Below are 18,673 nucleotides of genomic sequence, written 5' to 3' on the forward strand. Positions count from 1 at the left end.
GATCGAATCTTGGACTGCGCCCATACGTTTGACGACAAGGGAGTCAGCCCATGACCGAACTCAGAGAAACCGCCGTAGACACCGGACTGGATGTCATACCCCAGGCCGGCTACGCCGGCGCCGAGATCCGCGGGGTGGACCTGCGGGGACCGTTGGAACCCGTTGTGGTCGACGAGATCCGCGCCGCACTGCACCGCTACAAAGTGGTGTTCTTCCGTGATCAGCAGATCGGACACGCTGAGCAGATCGCCTTCGCGCGGCTGTTCGGCAAGGTGACTCCGGCGCATCCCCACGAGGAGGACCCGCCCGCGGGTTTCCCGGAGATCCTGCCGATCGACAGTCGCCGCTACGAGGCGCAGCTGGGTCGTAAGCGAACGTCCTACGACAACAGCTGGCACACCGACGTCACCGCCCTGGTGAACCCGCCGGCCGCTTCGATCCTGCGCGCGGACATCCTGCCGCCGCACGGAGGCGATACCGCCTGGACGAACCTGGTTGCGGCCTACGAGAACCTGCCCAAGGACTTTCGCGACTTCGTCGACAAACTGGACATCAGGCACCAGTTCAACGCCCGCGCCGCCGCAGGCAGCCAGCGTGACCGCAAGGTCAAAGAGGCCAATCTCGCCGCCTGGCATCCCGCGGTGCGCGTCCATCCCGAAACCGGCGAGCGGGCCCTGTTCGTCAGCCCCGGCTTCACCCGCGGTCCGCGCGAGATCCGCGGCTTCAGCCCCAGCCAGAGTGAGAGCATCCTGAAACTGTTGTGGGAGGAAGCAACCCGCACCGAATACACCGTCCGATTCCGCTGGGCCCCCGGCAGTGTCGCGTTCTGGGACAACCGGGCCACCGCGCACCTGGCGATCGCCGACGCGGGCCACCTGGGCTACGACCGGGTGCTCTACCGGGTGACGCTGGAGGGTGATGTTCCCAAAGGTGTCGACGGCCGCGACTCCGAGCTGATCTCCGGACAGCCGTTCTACGGTTCATGACGACAACACCTGTGGGTCTCGGGGAGGTGGCGATCACGGCCGACCAGCTGCGCGCGCTCGTCGCTGCAGGACACGACGTGGTGCTGCTCGAGATCTGGCGTCAGCCGCCCCGGGACGAGGTGCTGGTGGCCGGCGCACAACCGGTGGCACTGACCTCGGACCTGGCGGGGACTCCGAGCGCAACGGCGGGCAACCTGCCGTTGCCCTCGGACGCGCAGATCCAGGATGTGGTCCGGCGCTGGGGAATCCATGCCACATCCACCGTGGTGGCCTACAGTGTGGAGAACCCGGCGCTGGCCGCCCGGGCTTGGTGGACGCTGAAATGGGCCGGGGTGCCCGATGTTCGGGTGCTCGAGGGTGACCCGCCCCGGGCGCCCGGTGGTGTGGCCCGGCAGGACTCGCGCCCGCCAGGCACGTTCACCGTACGCACCGGCTCGTTGCCCACCCTCGACGCTGACACCGCGTCCGCGCTTGCGCGCACCGGAGTACTGGTCGATGCCCGCGCCGCGTCCGGCTACACCGACGGGCACATCCCGGGCGCGGTGAGCCTGCCGGCCGGCGCACTGGCGGCCGACGACCAGCTGCGCGCACAGTTCGAGGCGCTCGGGGTCGACGTCTCCACGCCCGTCGGCGCGTACTGCGGCGGCGGCACCTCGGCCACGCTGACGGTGTTCTCCCTGGCCAAGTTGGGCATCAGCGCCGTGTTGTACCCGGGCTCCTTCTCGGCCTACAGCGCCGACCCGGACCGCCCCGTCGCCACCGGCAGTGACGGGGCGCAGCAGTGAGTGCAATCGACAACGCCTCTGTGCTCGACATCCACACACACTGGCGCCCGACCGGCTGGCAACACAGCGGTCCGCTGATCGACGGTGAGGCCGACCCGCGGGAGAACCTGGACGGACTCAGCAGCGAGAGTGCGGACAACGGTATCGACGTACGCGCCCTGAGCGCTCCCGTCGAATCGTTGTTCGGCCCCGAGGGCGACGTCGGCACACCAGAGATCAACAGCGTCAACGAGATCCTGGCCGAGGCGGTTCACACGCGGCCGGGCTTTCTCGGGCTGGCCACCGTGGACGCGTACGCCGGTGACGCCGGGGCGGAGCAGACCCAATACGCCGTGACCGAACTGGGCCTGGCCGGCATCGTGCTCGACTCGTCCCGGCACGCACGATTCCTGGGTTCACCGGAGGCGTTCCCGACGCTCGAGCTGGCCGCCGGCCTCGGGGTGCCGGTTTTCGTGCACCCGGTCGCCGCGCCACAGGCCGACGTACTGCGGACGGTCGCCGGCCGGGCGGGCAACTCGGCGGGCCGCGGTCTGCAGAACGCCGTGGCGTTCCTGTCGGCACTGCACGCGGACCTACCGGCGCGGTTGCCCGACCTGCACCTGGTGTTCACGACGCTGGGCCACGGGGGATTGCTCTATGCCGCCGACCAGCTCGCCGAGTACCGTGGCAATAGGCAGGCAACCGGGCCGGGAGCCAATCTGTACTTCGACACCATGCGGTTCAGCGTGCCGGTACTGAGGTATCTCGGTGATGTCCTGGGGGCTGAGCGGATCATCGTCGGCAGCGACTGGCCCATCCACCGTGATGCGCAGCGCGGCCACATCGACGATGCCCTGAGCAGGGCGGGATTCACCGCCGCCGAGCAGGAGCGCATCCGAATCGGCAATGCCCGCAAGCTCTTCCGGCTCCGCACCACCACCCCCGCGGCCTGACGCCGCACCACCTCCACAAAAAGGAAGCCACACACATGACAGCGCTGCCCACCCGCCGGCTCGGTACCGACGGCCCCGAGGTCGCCGCAATCGGGCTGGGATTCATGAGCTTTCGCACCTCAGCCGATGCCGCCGAGCATAAACGGGCCACCGAGCTGGTCGACGCGGCGATCGATCTCGGCGTGACACTGTTCGACACCGCCGACATCTACGGCCCCGAGTTCAGCGAACTGCTTCTCGGCCGCGCGATCCGAGGACGGCGGGACGCGTTGACGATCGCCACGAAATTCGGCAACACATTGGACCGCAACACCAACCCGCGCTCACTCGACGGCAGGCCCGAATACGTCCGTTCGGCGATCGAGGGCTCGCTGCGGCGCCTCGGTGTCGACCACGTGGACCTGTACTACCTGCACCGGGTCGATCCACAGGTGCCGATCGAGGACACCGTGGGCGCGCTCAAGGAACTGGTCGAGGCGGGAAAGGTCCGCTACATCGGGCTCTCCGAACCCGGGGTGCAGACTTTGCGCCGGGCGCACGCCGTACACCCGATCACGGCGATCCAGAACGAATGGTCCTTGTTCACCAGGGATATCGAGAAGGACACCGTGCCCGTGGCCCGTGAACTCGGCATCGGGATCGTGCCGTATTCACCGCTGGGTCGCGGCTGGTTGTCCGGCAAGGTGCACAGCCGCGAGGACGTCAGCGGCACCCACCGCGCGCATCCGCGCTTCGCCGACGATGCCTTCGACCGGAACAAGTCGCTGGTGGACAACGTGGTGTCCGTCGCAGCCGACGTGGGCGCCACCCCAGGACAGGTCGCCCTGTCCTGGGTGCTCTCCCGAGGTGACGACGTGGTCCCGATCCCCGGTACCCGGCATGTCGAGTATCTGCGCGACAACGCCGGCGCCGCCGCCGTACACCTCACCGACGAGCAGATCGGGCGACTGGACGGGATCGCCGCCCAGGTTGCGGGCAACCGGTCCATCCGCCCGGAGAACCTGGGCACCGAGGCGCCACCGGTACCGGAGCGCGTGTGAGTCTGGCCGCACGCTACGGGCATCCGGGCGCTGCCGTCATCGCGGAGAATGACACGCTCGCACTGCAATTGGCGCACCGCTCGGTACGCCGGTTCACCTCCGAGCCCGTCACCGATGCGCAGCTGTCGGCGATCGTGGCGGCCGCCCAGTCGGCCGCCACGTCGTCGAATCTGCAGCCCTGGAGCGTCATCGCGGTCCGAGACCCACGGCGCAAAGCCCGGCTCGCGGCACTGGCCGCCGCGCAACAGTTCATCATCGAGGCGCCGCTGTTCCTGATCTGGGTGGCCGACCTGGGCAGGGTGCGCCGCCTTGCCCACCGCGCCGGTGCGCCCCTGGAGGGGGCCGACTACCTGGAATCCACTGTCATCGGCTTCGTCGATACCTCGCTGGCCGCGCAGAACGCCGTCATCGCCGCCGAATCACTGGGCCTGGGAACGGTGTTCGTCGGCGCCATCCGCAATCATCCGCTGGACGTGGCCGCAGAGCTGGCGCTACCGCCACATGCGGTGGCGACCTTCGGCCTGGCGATCGGCACACCCGACCCAGGCGAAAACGCCGGCATCAAACCCCGCCTGCCGCAACAGGCGGTACTGCATCTCGAACAATACGACGCGGCCCAGGCTGACGCGCATGTGCCGGTGTACGACGAACGCCTGGCCGCCTACAACCAGCGGTACGGACTTCCCGGCAACTGGACCGAACGGGTGCTCGCCCGTCTGGCCGGCGCGCATTCCCTGACCGGCAGAGACCGTTTGCGTGAGCACCTGCGCCGGCGGGGACTGCCGTCACGCTGAACCCACGACAAAGAGGATCGACCATGTCGCTGATACTCGACGCACAACCGGGAACACCGCCCGCTGGTCAAAGCACCATCAGCCCAACCGAATTGCGCACCCTTCTCGAAGCCGGTGCGGATCTGATCGTCGCCGACGCCAGCGAAGGCGACGACTACGCCGGCGGACACATCTCGGTGTCGGTGCCGGTGCCGGCCAGTGAGGTGGAGTTGCGGCTCGCCGACGTCGCGGCCCGGCCCGACGTGCCGATCGTCTTCACCTCGTCGACACCCGGCGTCGGCGCGCAGGCGGCGAAACTCGCACGGCGGGCCGGCTACACCGACGTGCGGGTGCTCGAGGGGGGCAACCCCGGGTGGGTGGCGGCCGGGTACCGCCTGATCACCAATCTCAACGCGCTGAGCAAGGCGCTGGGGGAGTACGTCGAACGTCGTTATGGCACACCACGGGTCAGCGTCGACGAGCTCAGGGCCAAGATCGACGCCGGTGAGGACATCGTCGTCCTCGACACGCGCCCGTACGACGAGTACCACGCCATCAGCATCCCGGGCGGTATCGACGCTCCCGGTCCCGAACTGCTGTACCGGGCCTACGACCAGGTGCGCAGGCCGACAACACAAGTGGTGATCAACTGCGCGGGCCGCACCCGCGCGATCCTGGGCGCCCAGACCCTGATCAACGCCGGATTCCCGAACCCGGTGGTGTCGCTGGAGAACGGGACCACCGCATGGCTGCTCGCCGGTCATCAGCCCGGCCGCGGAGACACCGCGGTGGCAGGCCCACCGACCGGGGACAACCGGGCCCGAGCCGCCCGGGCAGCCCACGATGTGGCACGCCGTTTCGGTGTCCGCGAAATCGGCCGCGCCGAGCTGGACGCCTTGCGCGCCACCGCCGGTGAGCGGTCGCTGTACCTGTTCGATGTCCGCACCCCCGAGGAGTACGCCGACGGCCACCTCGCGGGAACCCGGTCGGTGCCCGGCGGACAACTGGTGCAGAAGACCGACTACTACATCGGTAGTCGACACGGTCGCGTTGTGCTGGTCGACGATGAGCACGGGGTGCGGGCCAGAACCACCGCGGCCTGGCTGATCCAGCTCGGATTGCCCGATGTCGCCGTCTACCTGTTCGGTGACGAGGAAGTGGTGTCCGGGGCCGTACCGTCGCCGCCGCAGGCGGACGCAGCCGTCAGCATCGGTGTCGAGGAACTTGCTCAGCGGCTCGACGGGCCCGTCCCACGGCCGCTGGTGATCGACCTCGAGCCGGCCCGCCCGTATGTCCTTGTCCGGCATCACATCCCGAACTCCGTCTACGCCCGCAGATCCTCGCTGGCCAGGTTGCTCGCGTATGTTCCCGACGATGTCGAGCTGGTGTTCACCTCGGCGGACGGCCGGCTGGCCGCGCTGGCCGCAGCGGAGGTCACCAGGCCGGCCCGGGCGCTGGCCGGGGGAACCCAGGCATGGCGTGACAGCGGACGGCCGGTCGACGTCGGTTCCGGCCAGGACGCACTCGACGAGAACGAGGCGCTCCCGGCGCCACCGACCCTCGCGCAACGCCGGGCACATCTGGACTGGTACGTCGCCTGGGGTGACCACATTGTCGAGGAGTTGGAGCAGGACGGGTTGGTGCGCTTCGTCGGGCCCGTCTCGGCCACGCAGGACTGATTAACATCGCTGCATGCAGGTCTCGGCCAAATTGGCGCCCACCTTCGACTATCCGGTGCTGGAGCGGTTCTGGCGCGCCGCCGACGAACTGGGCTTCCACGGCATCTACGACTATGACCACTTCTACGGCTTGTCCTACACCGGGGACGCGGTGTTCGAGGGGTGGACCATCCTGGCGGCCATCGCGGCCGTCACGCAGCGCGCCCGGATCGGGTGTCTGGTCAGCGCGGTCACCTTCCGCAACCCCGCGGTACTGGCCAAGATGGCCGTCACCGTCGATCACATCAGCGGCGGGCGCCTCGATTTCGGTATCGGGGCAGGCTGGCAGGAAGCCGAGCACCGCGGTTACGGGCTGGAGTATCCCGGCGGCGGCGACCGGGTGGCCATGCTCGACGAGGCGCTGACCATCATCCGCGCGTTGTGGACCCAGCCGTCGGTCAGCCACGCCGGCCGCTTCTTCACGGTCGAGGACGCGCTGGCTGAACCGAAACCGGTGCAGGCGCCGCACCCACCGATCGTGATCGGCGGCTCCGGACCGAAGATGTTGAAAGTGGTTGCGCGGCACGCCGATGAATGGAACATGCCGAGCCAGGGCGACGCGGCGGAGTGGGCCGCTGCCAGTACCCGGCTCGACGCCGCGTGTGAGCAGGTGGGCCGCGACCCGGGCGAGATCCGCCGCTCCGTACAGCTGTTCCTGCACCCGCAGCAGGACGGGCAGGTCGAAGATCAGCTGAGTCGGCTACCGCGTTTCGAAGACCTGGGCTGTCAGCACGCCGTGCTGTCGTTCTACCAACCGCCCACCGCCGACCAGCTGCGCAGCGCGTTGCCGGCCTGAGAGGTCAGCCGGCGCTGCCGGCCAGCAGGCCGCTGATACCGCCGTACACCCCAAGCCCCGCGGTGAACAGCAGAACCACGGCCACCACGATGCGGTAGGAGCCCTTGAGGCGATGCTCCTCGGGCAGCACCTTGCACGCGAGGGCGAAGAGGAAACCCAGCACCACGGGCAACAGCAGGGCGTTGAGCACCATGATGCCCACACTCAGATCGACCAGGTTGAGCCCGGAGAGCACAAACGCGAACCCGATCACCAGCATCGCGACGTACACGGCGTAAAACGCGGGGGCTTCTCTCGGCTTGCCCGACAACGACCGCGGATAATTCAGCACCTCGCCCAGACCCCAAGCGGCGGTCAGGGATACGACGATCGCGGCGACGAATGCCGCTCCCAGGAAGCCGAGCGAGAACAGGATCTGGCCGGCGGCCTCCCCGAGTAACGGGGTCAGGGCCCTGGTGATGTCCTCGATGGTGTTGATGGTGGCGTTCGGGTCGTTGCGGCCGATCGTCGCCGCCACCGACACCAGCACCGCGGCCATCACCAGCTGGGTCAGCACCGCCCCGAAACCGGTGTCGACCCTGGCATCCTTCAGATGCCGGACGGTCAGGCCTTTGTCGACCACGGCGGACTGTTGGTAGAACACCATCCACGGCATGATCACCGCGCCGATGTTCGCCGCGATCAGGTACAGGAAGTCGGGGTTGCCGATGGGCTGGTCGAGTTGCGCGGCCGCCAGCGCACCCAGATTCGGTTGGGCGTCGATCATCACGACGAAGAAGATGAGTTCGAGTGCCCCGAGGGCGATGGCGACGCGTTCCACCCGCCGGTAGGAGCCCGTCAACACCAACCCGCCCAGGAACAGCGCGACCAGACCCACCGAAAGCCACGGCGGGATGCCGTAGATGGCACCCACGCCTGCTGCGGCGCTGAACTCGGTGATGATCGCGCCGGCGCAGGCCACCAGCAGAGTGCTGACCGACAGCCACGCCCAGCCCTTCCCGAACCGCTCGCGGATCAACTCGCCGTGTCCGCGTTGGGTGACCAGACCGAGCCGGACCGTGAGCTCCTGGGCGATGTAGAGAATCGGCATCAGGATGACCTGCCACACCAGCAGCTGGTAGCCCCATTCGGCACCGCTCTGTGCGGCGGTGATGACGCTGCCGGCGTCGGTGTCGGCCAGCATCACGACGATGCCGGGGCCGAACACCGTGAGCCGGGTGACCCACTTGGAGGTGCGAGGAATCGGTGCGGGGGGTGCATCCACAGGGCGCGAGTCGCTCAATTCGGGTCCTCTCGATTCACGTCATGCACAGCTGAGCTGACACGCAGTTAGGCTAACCTAAATGTTCGTGAAATCGGGAATCTGACGCCGCGGTAAACGGTTGCTGGACGGCGGTATTCGGATGCGCCCGAGTGGCAGGTGAGCGCTGTTCGTAGGGCTTGTGGGGCTGCAGGGGTCCAGATGGCATCCGCGTGTGACGACACGGGTTGCCCAGGAAGACACGGCTTTTCACACCCTGCTGCACCGATAGATCCGGCGTGAGTTCGCCGCCTCCCACCAATCCTGGCAATTGCGATTTACTTCGATTCGAGCGTTTTGCCGCAGTTGGCACAACGCTTTTATACCCGGGCTTTTATACCCAGGCCACTGGTCACACGCGTTGCCGCGCTGCCCGCGACACCAACGACTTCCTGGGGGAGCGCTTCATGCTGCAGGAACAGGTCGAGGAAGTGTCGAGCATGACCACCTTGTTGTCGGTGGTGGACAAGGCGGCCGGGAACGTGTTCGACCTCGAGGCCTACGTCGCGCGCGAGCTCAACGGTCGTGCCACCGCTGATCCCACCGCGCCGAAGCCGGCCGGCGGCGGCGCCTGACCGCAGTTCCCGGCCAAACCGACCACATGGCCGCCCGCGCTTGAACTTCGGGACCGTGTTGCGGTTCGGGGCGTGGATCGCGGTCAGTCCGCTGTCTGCACTTTCGCGCCAGGGGCGCCTTCCTGCTCGATGGCCTGGGCGTCGAGCGGAGTCGGCGCCTTGCGCGAGCGCCGCAGCCGGCGCTCCAGGCGGGTGGCGGCCACCGACAGCGCGAAGTTGACGGAGATCATCAGGATCGCGATGACGATCAACGCCGGGATGTAGTTGCCGTATGACGCGCCGAGCTGGGTGCCCTGCCGGACCATCTCGAGGAACGTGATCTGGTAGCCGATCGCGGTGTCCTTGAGCACCACGACCAACTGGGACACCAGCACCGGCAGCATCGAGGTGACCGCCTGCGGCAGCAGGATCGACCGCATGGTCTGACCCCAGCTCAACCCGAGCGCCACCGCCGCCTCGCCCTGGCCGCGCGGTACCGCGTGGACGCCGGCGCGCACGATCTCGGCGATGACGGCACCGTTGTACAGCGTCAGACCGGTCACCACGGCCGCCAGGGCCAGCTGTTTGGAGGGGAACAGGTCGTACTGCCCGAACAGGAAGTACGCGAAGATCATCATGACCAGCACCGGCACCGCGCGGAAGAACTCCACCACCGTGGCGCAGAGGGTGCGCAGCGGCGTGATGTGGGACAGCCGGCCGACGCCGAGCAGGAAGCCGAGGATCAAGGCCAGCACGATGGAGATGGCGGCGGCGGTCAGCGTGCCCTGAATGCCGGGCAGCACATAGGTTTTCCAGAGGTTCGCGGTGAGGAAGGGCTCCCACTTCGCCGCGGTCAGCTGACCACGCTCGTCGAGCTTGGAATACACCACCCAGGCCACCAGCAGCAGCACCACCACGGTGACCGCGGTGATGAGGTGGTTGCGCAGGCGCGCCCTCGGCCCGGGTGCGTCGAACAGGACGGAGGCCCCGGTCACCTCGCCACCGCCAGCCGCTTGCCGAGCCAGCCGAAGAACAACCCCAGTGGCAGCGTCAAGATCACGAACCCCACGGCGAAGATGGCGCTGACGGTGATCACCGCCGCGGTGTTCTCGATCATTTCCTTCATCAGCAGCGCCGCCTCCGCTACGCCGATCGCCGAGGCGATGGTGGTGTTCTTCGTCAACGCGATCAGCACCGAACCCAGTGGAATGATCACCGCACGAAAAGCCTGCGGCAGCAGGATCATCCGGAGATTCTGGCTGAACGTCAGGCCCAGCGACCGCGCCGCCTCGGCCTGACCCAGCGGCACCGTGTTCACCCCGGAACGCACTGCTTCGCACACGAAGGACGCGGTGTAGAGGGTCAGGCCGAGCACCGCCAGCCGAAAGTTGCTGTCCACGATCGACGTCGGGGATTGCGGGTCGACCAGGCTGATGCCCAACGTCTGCGCCAGTCCGAAACTGCAGAACAACAGGACCAGCGTCAGCGGTGTGTTGCGGACGACGTTGACGTAGGTGGTGCCGATCCAGTTGAGCACCGGCACCGGCGCCAGCCGCATCGCGGCCAGCGCCGTGCCGAGGATCAGCGCACCGACGCCCGAGTACACCGTCAGCTTGATGGTGATCCAGAACGCCGCGAAGATCTGGTCGCGGTACTCGGTGAAGACCTCCACAGCTGCTGGACTATCCGACGCTCAGCGCGCTCAGTACCGGTCGACCGCGGGCGGCTGGGGCGCGGTGATGCCCGCCGGTCCGAGATTCTTGTCGAAGGCTTCCTTCCAGGCGCCGTCGGCCTCCATCTTCTCGAGGGCGTCGTTGATCTTGGTGCGCAGCTCGCTGTCGTCCTTCTTCAGGCCGATGCCGTAGCGCTCCTCGGAGAACGTCTCGCCGACGATCTTGAAATCACCGGGGCTCTGCGCGGCGTACCCGGCGAGGATCACCTCGTCGGTGGTCACCGCGTCGACGGCGTTGTTGCGCAGCGCCTCGATGCAAGCCGAGTACGTGTCGTACTGCTGCAACTGCACGCCGGCGTACTCGTCCTTGATCTTCTGCGCCGGCGTGGAACCCGACACCGAGCACAGGCGCTTGTTGTTCTCCAGCGACGCCGCCCCGGTGATGTCACTGTTGTCGGCACGCACCAGCAGGCTCTGGCCGGTGATCAGGTAAGGCCCGGCGAAGTCCACCTTCTCCTTGCGGGCGTCGGTGATCGAGTACGTGGCCGCGATGAACTGCACCTGGCCGTTGGAGATCAGGTTCTCGCGCTGTGCCGACGGAGCCTCCACCCATTCGATCTGCTCGGGGGTGTAACCCAGCTCACCGGCCACATAGGTGGCCACGTCGACGTCGAAACCGCTCATGGTGCCGTCCGGGTTCTTCAGCCCGAGGCCGGGCTGGTCGAACTTGGTGCCGATGGTGATGGAGTCGCCGCCACCGCCGCCTTCTGCACTGCCGCCACCGCTGTCACCGCCGCCACCGCAGGCGCTCAGGGTCAGAGCCACTGCGGCCGCGGCCGCCAGACCGGCTGTGGCACGCACCTTGCGGGATCGCACTCGAGAAAACACTGTGGTTCCTTTCGACAGTCGGCACTAGTGGTTGAGGATCTTGCCCAGGAAATCCTTGGCGCGGTCGGTCTTCGGGTTGTTGAAGAACTCTTCGGGCGCGGCGTCCTCGACGATCGCCCCGTCGGACATGAACACCACCCGGTTGGCGGCGCGCCGCGCGAACCCCATCTCATGGGTCACGACCACCATGGTCATACCGTCACGGGCCAGCGACGTCATGACCGAGAGCACCTCGTTGATCATCTCGGGGTCGAGCGCGCTGGTCGGTTCGTCGAACAGCATCACCTTCGGGTTCATCGCCAGAGAACGGGCGATGGCCACCCGCTGCTGCTGACCGCCCGAGAGCTGCGCCGGGTACTTCTCGGCCTGGTTGGCCACACCGACACGCTCCAGCAGCGCCATCGCTTCCTGGCGGGCCTTGTCCCTGCTGAGCTTGCGGACCTTCGCCGGCGCCAGTGTGACGTTCTCCAGGATCGTCTTGTGGGCGAAGAGATTGAACGACTGGAACACCATGCCGACGTCGGAGCGCAGCTGCGCGAGCTTGCGGCCTTCGGCGGGCAGTTCCACACCGTCGATGGAGATGGTGCCCGAATCGATGGTCTCGAGGCGGTTGATGGTCCGGCACAGGGTGGACTTGCCGGAACCGGACGGGCCGAGGACGACGATGACCTGTCCGCGCGACACCTCGAGGTTGATGTCCTTGAGAACGTGCAGGGTGCCGAAGTGCTTGTTTACGCCCTTCACGGCGATCATCGGCGTGCCGGATGCGGCCGGAGCAGGTGTATTCACATCCGACCCAGGAGACCCCATGGGTCGCAACCATACCCAGGAAACCCACAGCACGCCCGGAAGCCGCACAAACAATCACCGCAGATCAGCGAATTTGGACCTCGGACCCGCGCCGATACCATGGAACGATGACTTCTTCGGTGACGCAGGCTCAGCCGGCGGCTGCAGCGTCACATGTGCGCACCTATCAGGTCCGCACCTATGGCTGCCAGATGAACGTGCACGACTCCGAGCGCCTGGCCGGGCTGCTGGAGTCGGCCGGCTACCAGCGTGCGGCCGACGGGGACGACGCCGACGTGGTGGTGTTCAACACCTGCGCGGTGCGGGAGAACGCCGACAACAAGCTCTACGGCAACCTGAGCCATCTGGCGCCGCGCAAACAGTCCGATCCGGGCATGCAGATCGCCGTCGGCGGGTGCCTGGCGCAGAAAGACAAGGACGCGGTGCTCCAGCGCGCCCCCTGGGTTGACGTCGTCTTCGGCACCCACAACATCGGGTCACTGCCCACCCTGCTGGAACGTGCGCGGCACAACCGCCAGGCACAGGTGGAGATCGTCGACGCCCTCGAGCAGTTCCCGTCGACCCTGCCCGCTGCGCGCGATTCCGCCTACGCCGCATGGGTTTCGATCTCCGTGGGGTGCAACAACACCTGCACCTTCTGCATCGTGCCGTCGCTGCGCGGCAAGGAAGTGGACCGCCGCCCCGGTGACATCCTCGCCGAGGTCCAGGCGCTCGTCGAGCAGGGCGTCCTGGAGGTCACCCTGCTGGGGCAGAACGTCAATGCCTACGGTGTGTCTTTCGCCGATCCCGAAACGCCCAGAGACCGTGGCGCATTCGCGTCGCTGCTGCGGGCCTGCGGTGGCATCGACGGCCTGGAACGCGTCCGGTTCACCTCGCCGCATCCCGCGGAGTTCACCGACGACGTCATCGAGGCGATGGCGCAGACACCGAATGTCTGCCCCACGCTGCACATGCCGTTGCAGTCCGGGTCCGACCGCATCCTCAAGGCGATGCGCCGCTCGTATCGCGCCGAACGCTACCTCGGGATCATCGACCGGGTGCGTACCGCGATGCCGCACGCGGCGATCACCACCGACCTGATCGTCGGGTTCCCCGGGGAGACCGAGGAGGACTTCCAGGCCACCCTCGATGTCGTCGAGCGGTCCCGGTTCGCCAGCGCGTTCACCTTCCAGTACTCCAAGCGCCCGGGCACCCCGGCGGCCGAACTTGCCGACCAACTGCCGAAAGCCGTTGTGCAGGAACGTTACGACCGACTCATCGAACTGCAGGAGCGAATCTCGTTGGAGGAGAACCGCGCTCAGATCGACCAGACGGTCGAACTGCTCGTGGCCGCGGGGGAGGGGCGCAAGGACACCCACACCGCACGCATGAGCGGGAGGGCCCGCGATGGCAGGCTGGTGCATTTCGCGCCGGGCGGCGTCCCGGTACGTCCCGGTGACATCGTGACCACCGTGGTGACCGCCGCCGCCCCCCACCACCTCATCGCCGACGGACCCGTGCTGAGCCACCGCCGCACCCGGGCCGGTGACGCCCACGAGGCGGGCCGGCGCCCACGCACCGTGGGGCTCGGGCTGCCGGGGCTGGGTGCGCCGGCAACTCAGCCGGTGGCCGCGGGGTGTTCGCGATGAACGGCACCAACGGTCACCGCGACAAGTCCGGCAACAACTTCGAGGAGTTCAAGGCCGACATCGAAGCCGCCGAACGACGGGTCGGCCGCGAGATCGAACCGGGTGCCCGCGCGCTGGTGGTCGCCATCCTGGTATTCATCCTGATCGCGACGTTCTTCTTGCCCCATGCCGGTGGGGCGCGAGCGGTCGATGTGCTGCTCAGCACCGACGCAGCGGCGCAGGCGGGTATCGCCCTGCCGTCGCGGGTGTTCAGCTGGCTGGCGCTGGTGTTCGGTGTCGGATTCTCGATGCTGGCCCTGCTGACCCGCCGATGGGCGTTGGCGTGGGTGGCCTCCGCGGGCACCGCCGTGTCCGCAGTGATCGGCATGCTGGCGATCTGGTCGCGTCAGACGGCGCCCGAGGGACTGCCCGGCCCTGGTTTCGGTCTGGTGCTGGCCTGGCTGACCGTCATCGTGCTGGCGTTCCACTGGGTCCGGGTGGTGTGGACGCGCACCGCCGTGCAACTGGCCGCCGAGGAGCACCGCCGCCGCGCCGCGGCCGAGCAGCAGAAGCGCAGTCTGCTCGACCAGTACGACGAGAAGCCCCCGACCGACCCGGATGAGCCGAAAGACCCCTCCTGAGCCACTGCGGCCGGCCCTCTCTCCCCCTCGTACCTCGGGCTCGTCGACCGGCCTAACGCTTCTTGGTGAGCGTCTCCGCGGCCGTCTCGGCCCACTGACGCCACTGCGCGGCACTGGCCCTGGCAGCCTCGGCGTCCTTGGTCTTACCCGCCGCTTCGGCCTTGGCGGCCTGCTTCTCGAACTGCTCGGCGCGCACCCGGAACTGCTCGGCCCGCGCCTCGGCTTCCGGATCGGTGCGGTCGGCGTCGGCGGCATCGCGCACCCGTTTCTCGACCGCGCGCAACCGTCGTTCCAGATCGGTGCGTTCCCGCGGTACCTTGCCGATGGCGTCCCACTTGTCGGTGAGCGCCCGCAGCGCCGCACGTGCTGCATCGGGATCGGCGGTGTCGATGCGCTCCGCCTCGGCCAGCAGCGCCTCTTTGGCATCGGCGTTGGCCTTGAACTCGGCGTCGCGCTCCGCGGTCACCGAGTTACGCGCCGAGAAGAACGTGTCCTGAGCGGCCTTGAAGCGGCGCCAGAGTGCGTCGTCGACCTCTTTGCTGGCGCGGCCCACAGATTTCCACTCGGCCAACAGGTCACGGAACGCGGCGCTGGTGTTGCCCCAGTCCGTGGAATCGGAGAGCGCTTCGGCGCGCACACACAGCTTCTCCTTGGCCTGCTTGGCGCCGGCCCGCTCGCGGTCCAGCTCCGAGAAGTGCGAGCCGCGGCGCCGGTTGAACGTCTCCCGCGCGGCCGAATAGCGCTTCCACAGCGCGTCATCGGTCTTGCGGTCCAGGCCGGTGATGGCCTTCCACTCGTCGAGGATGGTGCGCAGCCGATCGCCGGCGGCCTTCCACTGTGTCGAGTTCGCGGCCAGGTCCTCGGCTTCGGCGGCCAGCGCCTCCTTGCGGGCGATCTGCTCGGCGCGGTGCTCGTCGCGGCGGGCGCGCTCGGCCACCGCGGCGGCTTCGGCGTGCTGGGCGATGGCGGCCAGCCGGGCTGCCAGAGAGTCCACGTCACCGAGCACGTGCGCCTCGGGCAGGGTCTCGGCCAGACTCGCGGCCGCGGCCTTGATCTTGCGGGCGTCGCCGGTGCCGGACTCCAGCCGGTGCTCCATCAACGCCACCTCGGTGGACAGGTCGTCGAACCGCCGGCCGAAGTGTTCGTAGGCGGCTTCGGCGTCACCGGCCTGCCACGACCCGATCACCCGTTCACCGGACCCGGTGATCAGCCACACGGTGCCGTCGTCGTCGACCCGGCCGAACCGGTGCGGATCACTCGACGGCGCGGCGGGCACGGGCGCGGCTGCCGGGGCCGCCGCCGGTCGGGGCCCAGGACGCGGGCCGGGTCTTGCGCCCGGCCGGGGCCCGGGAGTGGGAACGGGACGCGGTGACGAGGTGGCGTCGCCGCCGTGAGTCGGCTCGCCGGAAGTCGAGTCGGAATTGGTCATTTGTCCCTGCCCTCCACGTGGTCTCCCACGCACTGCCGCGCAACGCGGCGCCTGTCCTGACTGGTCACTGTCTCGCTCTAGTCTGATACGCCAGACCCGGCGGGACGCTACTACTGTCTTGTAGAGGGTATTCAAGCAGGTCGCACTCCGACATACCGCTACGTTGACGTTGCGTTCTGAGGCGCGGTCGCATCACGTCGTGATCACCCACCGATAACAGCCGGGAGGTTCTCGATGGGTAAGGCGGATCTGGCCGCCCTCTGTGCGCTGGGCGCCGCCCTGTTCATCGCCATCGGTGACGTGATCCACCAACGATCCGCGCACGAGGTCACCGACGACTCGGTGAGCCACCTGGGGCTGTTCCTGAGGCTGCTCAAGGACACCGGCTGGTGGTTGGGCAGCATTGTGGCGGCCGTGGGGTTCCTGCTGCAGGCAGCGGCTCTGGGGCTGGGTTCGGTGCTGCTGGTGCAAGCGCTCCTGGTCACCTCGCTGCTGTTCGCGCTGCCCATCAGCGCGCGGGCCGCCCACCGCCGTGTCACCCGCTGGGAATGGACCTGGGCTGCGCTGCTGGCCGCGTCGGTGATCGTCATCGTGACCGTCGGCAATCCCACCGCAGGTCAATCGCGGGCCTCGATGGACACCTGGGCCCTGGTCGGATTGATCCTGGGTCCGCTGCTGATCCTGGCCGTCATCGGCGCACGCCTGTGGTCGGGTCCGGCGAGCGCCGTCCTGCTCGCGTTGGTCTCCGGAGCTCTCTGGGGTGTATTCGCGGTGCTCCTCAAAGGTGTGGTGGACGTGCTGGGTGACGGCATCGTGGCGGTGCTGCGCTCTCCCGAGCTCTACCTCTGGGCGGCCGTCGGAATCGCGGGCACGGCCTGGCAGCAGTCGTCGTTCCGGGCCGGCGCGCTGACCGCGTCACTGCCGACCATGACGGTCACCGAACCCATCGTGGCGTCGGTCCTGGGCATCGTCGTGCTGGGGGAGACCTTGCGTCCGGGTGAGATCGGGCTGTTCGTGTTGATCGGCGCGATCGCACTGATGGTGGTGTCGACGGCCATGCTGGCCCGCGGCGAAGCCGCCGGAGCCGACGACGCCGAAGGGGTGGCGGCCACCAGCGAATAGCGGCACGGACGTTAGCGTGGTCAGCGTGTTGGTGGCCGTCGCGATCGTTCCGTCCGCGCCTGTGCTGGTGCCCGAACTGGCCGGCGCCGCTGCCGCTGAAACCGCCGATCTGCGTGAGGCGGTGCTGCGCGCGGCGGCGACACTGCCCGAACGGTGGGTCGCGCTCGGTGTGGGCACCGGTGACCAGACCTGGCAGTCGGCGGCGGGCACGTTCGCCGGCTACGGCGTCGAGGTCGGGGTGCGTCTGTCGCCCGAGGCCGGCCCTCTCGCCGAGCTGCCGTTGTGTGCGTTGATCGCCGGCTGGATCCGAGGGCAGGTCCGCCCCGACGGCCGCGTACAGGTGCGGGAGTCGCCCGCCACGTTGTCCGCAGCGGAGGCGCTGGCCCGCGGTCGCGGCCTCCGTGCGGAGATCGACGCGGCCGCCGAACCTGTCGGTGTCCTGGTGGTGGCCGACGGCTGCCCCACCTTGACCCCGGGCGCACCCGGTGGCCATGACCCGGCGACGGTCGCGGTGCAAGCTGGCCTCGACGACGCCCTGGCCGGCGGGGACACGACGGCTCTCCAGGCACTCCCGGACACCGTCGTCGGCCGGGTCGCCTTCACGGTGCTGGCCGGGCTCGTCGAGCCGGGGCCGCACGGCACCAAGGAGCTCTACCGTGGCGCACCCTTCGGGGTCGGGTACCACGTCGGCGTCTGGCACCCGTGATGCCACGACCCATCGCCCTCATCGGCCCCACCGGGACCGGCAAATCCGATCTCGCGTTGCAGGTCGCCGAGAAGCTGGGCGCGGCCGAGGTGGTGAACGCCGACGCGATGCAGCTCTATCGCGGTATGGACATCGGCACCGCCAAACTGCCGGTCGAGCAACGACGCGGCATCGTCCACCACCAACTCGACGTACTCGAGGTCACCGAGACCGCGACCGTCGCCCGGTATCAGCAGGACGCCGCCGCGGATGTGGAGGCCATCGCTGCACGCGGCGCGGTGCCGCTGATCGTCGGCGGATCGATGCTCTACATCCAGTCACTGCTGGACAACTGGGCCTTCCCGGCCACCGATCCGCAAGTGCGGGCACGCTGGGAGGAGCGGCTGGCCGAGGTGGGTGTCGCCGCGCTGCACGCGGAGCTGGCCCGCCAGGACCCCGCCGCGGCGGCCTCCATTCTCGCCACCGACGGGCGGCGGGTGGTGCGGGCGCTCGAGGTGATCGAACTGACCGGCCGGCCCTTCGCCGCGTCGGCCCCGAAGATCGGCATACCGCGCTGGGACACGCTGATCATCGGCTTGGATTGGCAGACAGAGCTTCTCGACGCGCGGCTGCAGAGGCGCACCGATGCCATGTTCGACGGTGGCCTGGTTCAGGAAGTGCAGCGGCTGCTCGGAGTCGGCCTGCGCGACGGGGTGACCGCCGCGCGGGCGCTCGGGTATGCACAGGTGCTCGCCGCGCTCGACGATGGCGAGGAGTCGATGGCCCAGGCCCGGGAGGCGACCTTCGTCGGCACCCGGCGCTACGTGCGCAGGCAGCGATCCTGGTTCCGTCGCGACCACCGGGTGCAATGGCTCGACGGCTCCGACCCCGGGAACGCGGACGCGGTGCTGCGCAGCTGGCGCGACGTATCCTGA

19 protein-coding genes are annotated in these 18,673 nt (G+C 68.4%); 13 read left to right on the plus strand and 6 right to left on the minus strand.

What is annotated here, in order from left to right:
* The first annotated feature begins 50 nt into the window (after nucleotides 1-50).
* Genes NL241_RS14640 through NL241_RS14670 form a run of 7 tightly spaced genes read left to right on the plus strand, consistent with a single transcriptional unit; the run spans nucleotide 51 to nucleotide 7,030 of the window.
* Nucleotides 51-986, plus strand: coding sequence for a TauD/TfdA dioxygenase family protein (locus NL241_RS14640; RefSeq protein WP_494397920.1), 936 nt, complete (start codon nucleotides 51-53; stop codon nucleotides 984-986).
* Entirely contained in the window at nucleotides 983-1,771 is a 789-nt protein-coding gene (locus NL241_RS14645) for a sulfurtransferase (RefSeq protein ID WP_487692508.1), read from the plus strand. Before NL241_RS14640 ends, NL241_RS14645 begins: the two co-directional genes overlap by 4 nt.
* On the plus strand, nucleotides 1,768-2,703 hold the full coding sequence (locus NL241_RS14650) for an amidohydrolase family protein (RefSeq protein WP_494397921.1): 936 nt from the start codon (nucleotides 1,768-1,770) through the stop codon (nucleotides 2,701-2,703). The genes NL241_RS14645 and NL241_RS14650 overlap by 4 nt, the downstream gene beginning before the upstream one ends.
* Nucleotides 2,704-2,738: 35 nt before the next feature.
* Nucleotides 2,739-3,743, plus strand: a complete 1,005-nt coding sequence (locus NL241_RS14655) for an aldo/keto reductase (RefSeq protein ID WP_487692511.1) — start codon at nucleotides 2,739-2,741, stop codon at nucleotides 3,741-3,743.
* Nucleotides 3,740-4,537, plus strand: coding sequence for an NADPH-dependent oxidoreductase (locus NL241_RS14660; RefSeq protein ID WP_494397922.1), 798 nt, complete (start codon nucleotides 3,740-3,742; stop codon nucleotides 4,535-4,537). The genes NL241_RS14655 and NL241_RS14660 overlap by 4 nt, the downstream gene beginning before the upstream one ends.
* A gap of 23 nt (nucleotides 4,538-4,560) precedes the next feature.
* Nucleotides 4,561-6,195, plus strand: a complete 1,635-nt coding sequence (locus NL241_RS14665) for a rhodanese-like domain-containing protein (protein WP_494397923.1) — start codon at nucleotides 4,561-4,563, stop codon at nucleotides 6,193-6,195.
* A gap of 13 nt (nucleotides 6,196-6,208) precedes the next feature.
* Nucleotides 6,209-7,030 (plus strand): TIGR03560 family F420-dependent LLM class oxidoreductase, encoded by an 822-nt coding sequence (locus NL241_RS14670; RefSeq protein WP_487692515.1) that lies wholly within the window; start codon nucleotides 6,209-6,211, stop codon nucleotides 7,028-7,030.
* A 4-nt stretch (nucleotides 7,031-7,034) separates the two neighbouring features.
* Here the strand turns inward: NL241_RS14670 and NL241_RS14675 are convergent, their stop codons facing one another.
* Nucleotides 7,035-8,294 (minus strand): NRAMP family divalent metal transporter, encoded by a 1,260-nt coding sequence (locus NL241_RS14675; protein WP_494397924.1) that lies wholly within the window; start codon nucleotides 8,292-8,294, stop codon nucleotides 7,035-7,037.
* A 443-nt stretch (nucleotides 8,295-8,737) separates the two neighbouring features.
* Here NL241_RS14675 and NL241_RS14680 point away from each other — a divergent pair, with 443 nt between their 5' ends.
* Nucleotides 8,738-8,905 carry a hypothetical protein gene (locus NL241_RS14680; RefSeq protein WP_494397925.1) on the plus strand — a complete coding sequence of 56 codons (168 nt, stop codon included), beginning with the start codon at nucleotides 8,738-8,740 and terminating at the stop codon, nucleotides 8,903-8,905.
* A gap of 83 nt (nucleotides 8,906-8,988) precedes the next feature.
* On the opposite strand, the gene NL241_RS14685 is transcribed toward NL241_RS14680, so the two are convergent.
* Genes NL241_RS14685 through NL241_RS14700 form a run of 4 tightly spaced genes read right to left on the minus strand, consistent with a single transcriptional unit; the run spans nucleotide 8,989 to nucleotide 12,197 of the window.
* The gene (locus NL241_RS14685; RefSeq protein ID WP_487692518.1) at nucleotides 8,989-9,879 is read right to left on the minus strand and encodes an amino acid ABC transporter permease; all 891 of its coding nucleotides are present in this window, start codon (nucleotides 9,877-9,879) and stop codon (nucleotides 8,989-8,991) included.
* On the minus strand, nucleotides 9,876-10,556 hold the full coding sequence (locus NL241_RS14690) for an amino acid ABC transporter permease (protein ID WP_487692520.1): 681 nt from the start codon (nucleotides 10,554-10,556) through the stop codon (nucleotides 9,876-9,878). Before NL241_RS14690 ends, NL241_RS14685 begins: the two co-directional genes overlap by 4 nt.
* 30 nt (nucleotides 10,557-10,586) lie before the next feature.
* Nucleotides 10,587-11,432: a glutamate ABC transporter substrate-binding protein gene (locus tag NL241_RS14695; protein ID WP_494398311.1), complete on the minus strand. Its 846-nt coding sequence runs from the start codon at nucleotides 11,430-11,432 to the stop codon at nucleotides 10,587-10,589.
* Between the two features lie 36 nt (nucleotides 11,433-11,468).
* Nucleotides 11,469-12,197: an amino acid ABC transporter ATP-binding protein gene (locus tag NL241_RS14700; RefSeq protein WP_487692732.1), complete on the minus strand. Its 729-nt coding sequence runs from the start codon at nucleotides 12,195-12,197 to the stop codon at nucleotides 11,469-11,471.
* A gap of 164 nt (nucleotides 12,198-12,361) precedes the next feature.
* Between NL241_RS14700 and miaB the strand changes: the two genes are divergently transcribed.
* Nucleotides 12,362-13,882 carry a tRNA (N6-isopentenyl adenosine(37)-C2)-methylthiotransferase MiaB gene (miaB, locus tag NL241_RS14705; RefSeq protein ID WP_487692523.1) on the plus strand — a complete coding sequence of 507 codons (1,521 nt, stop codon included), beginning with the start codon at nucleotides 12,362-12,364 and terminating at the stop codon, nucleotides 13,880-13,882.
* Entirely contained in the window at nucleotides 13,879-14,502 is a 624-nt protein-coding gene (locus NL241_RS14710; protein WP_487692524.1) for an Rv2732c family membrane protein, read from the plus strand. The genes miaB and NL241_RS14710 overlap by 4 nt, the downstream gene beginning before the upstream one ends.
* Before the next feature lie 52 nt (nucleotides 14,503-14,554).
* Here the strand turns inward: NL241_RS14710 and NL241_RS14715 are convergent, their stop codons facing one another.
* Nucleotides 14,555-15,931 carry a DUF349 domain-containing protein gene (locus tag NL241_RS14715; protein WP_494397926.1) on the minus strand — a complete coding sequence of 459 codons (1,377 nt, stop codon included), beginning with the start codon at nucleotides 15,929-15,931 and terminating at the stop codon, nucleotides 14,555-14,557.
* A 234-nt stretch (nucleotides 15,932-16,165) separates the two neighbouring features.
* Here NL241_RS14715 and NL241_RS14720 point away from each other — a divergent pair, with 234 nt between their 5' ends.
* From NL241_RS14720 to miaA, 3 genes are read left to right on the plus strand one after another with little or no spacing between them, the layout of a single operon-like run.
* Nucleotides 16,166-17,053 carry a DMT family transporter gene (locus tag NL241_RS14720; RefSeq protein ID WP_487692528.1) on the plus strand — a complete coding sequence of 296 codons (888 nt, stop codon included), beginning with the start codon at nucleotides 16,166-16,168 and terminating at the stop codon, nucleotides 17,051-17,053.
* A gap of 25 nt (nucleotides 17,054-17,078) precedes the next feature.
* Nucleotides 17,079-17,759: a class III extradiol ring-cleavage dioxygenase family protein gene (locus tag NL241_RS14725; RefSeq protein WP_494398312.1), complete on the plus strand. Its 681-nt coding sequence runs from the start codon at nucleotides 17,079-17,081 to the stop codon at nucleotides 17,757-17,759.
* Nucleotides 17,759-18,673 (plus strand): tRNA (adenosine(37)-N6)-dimethylallyltransferase MiaA, encoded by a 915-nt coding sequence (miaA, locus tag NL241_RS14730; protein WP_494397927.1) that lies wholly within the window; start codon nucleotides 17,759-17,761, stop codon nucleotides 18,671-18,673. Before NL241_RS14725 ends, miaA begins: the two co-directional genes overlap by 1 nt.

The sequence above is a fragment of the Mycolicibacterium sp. SMGY-1XX genome, assembly GCF_059132455.1.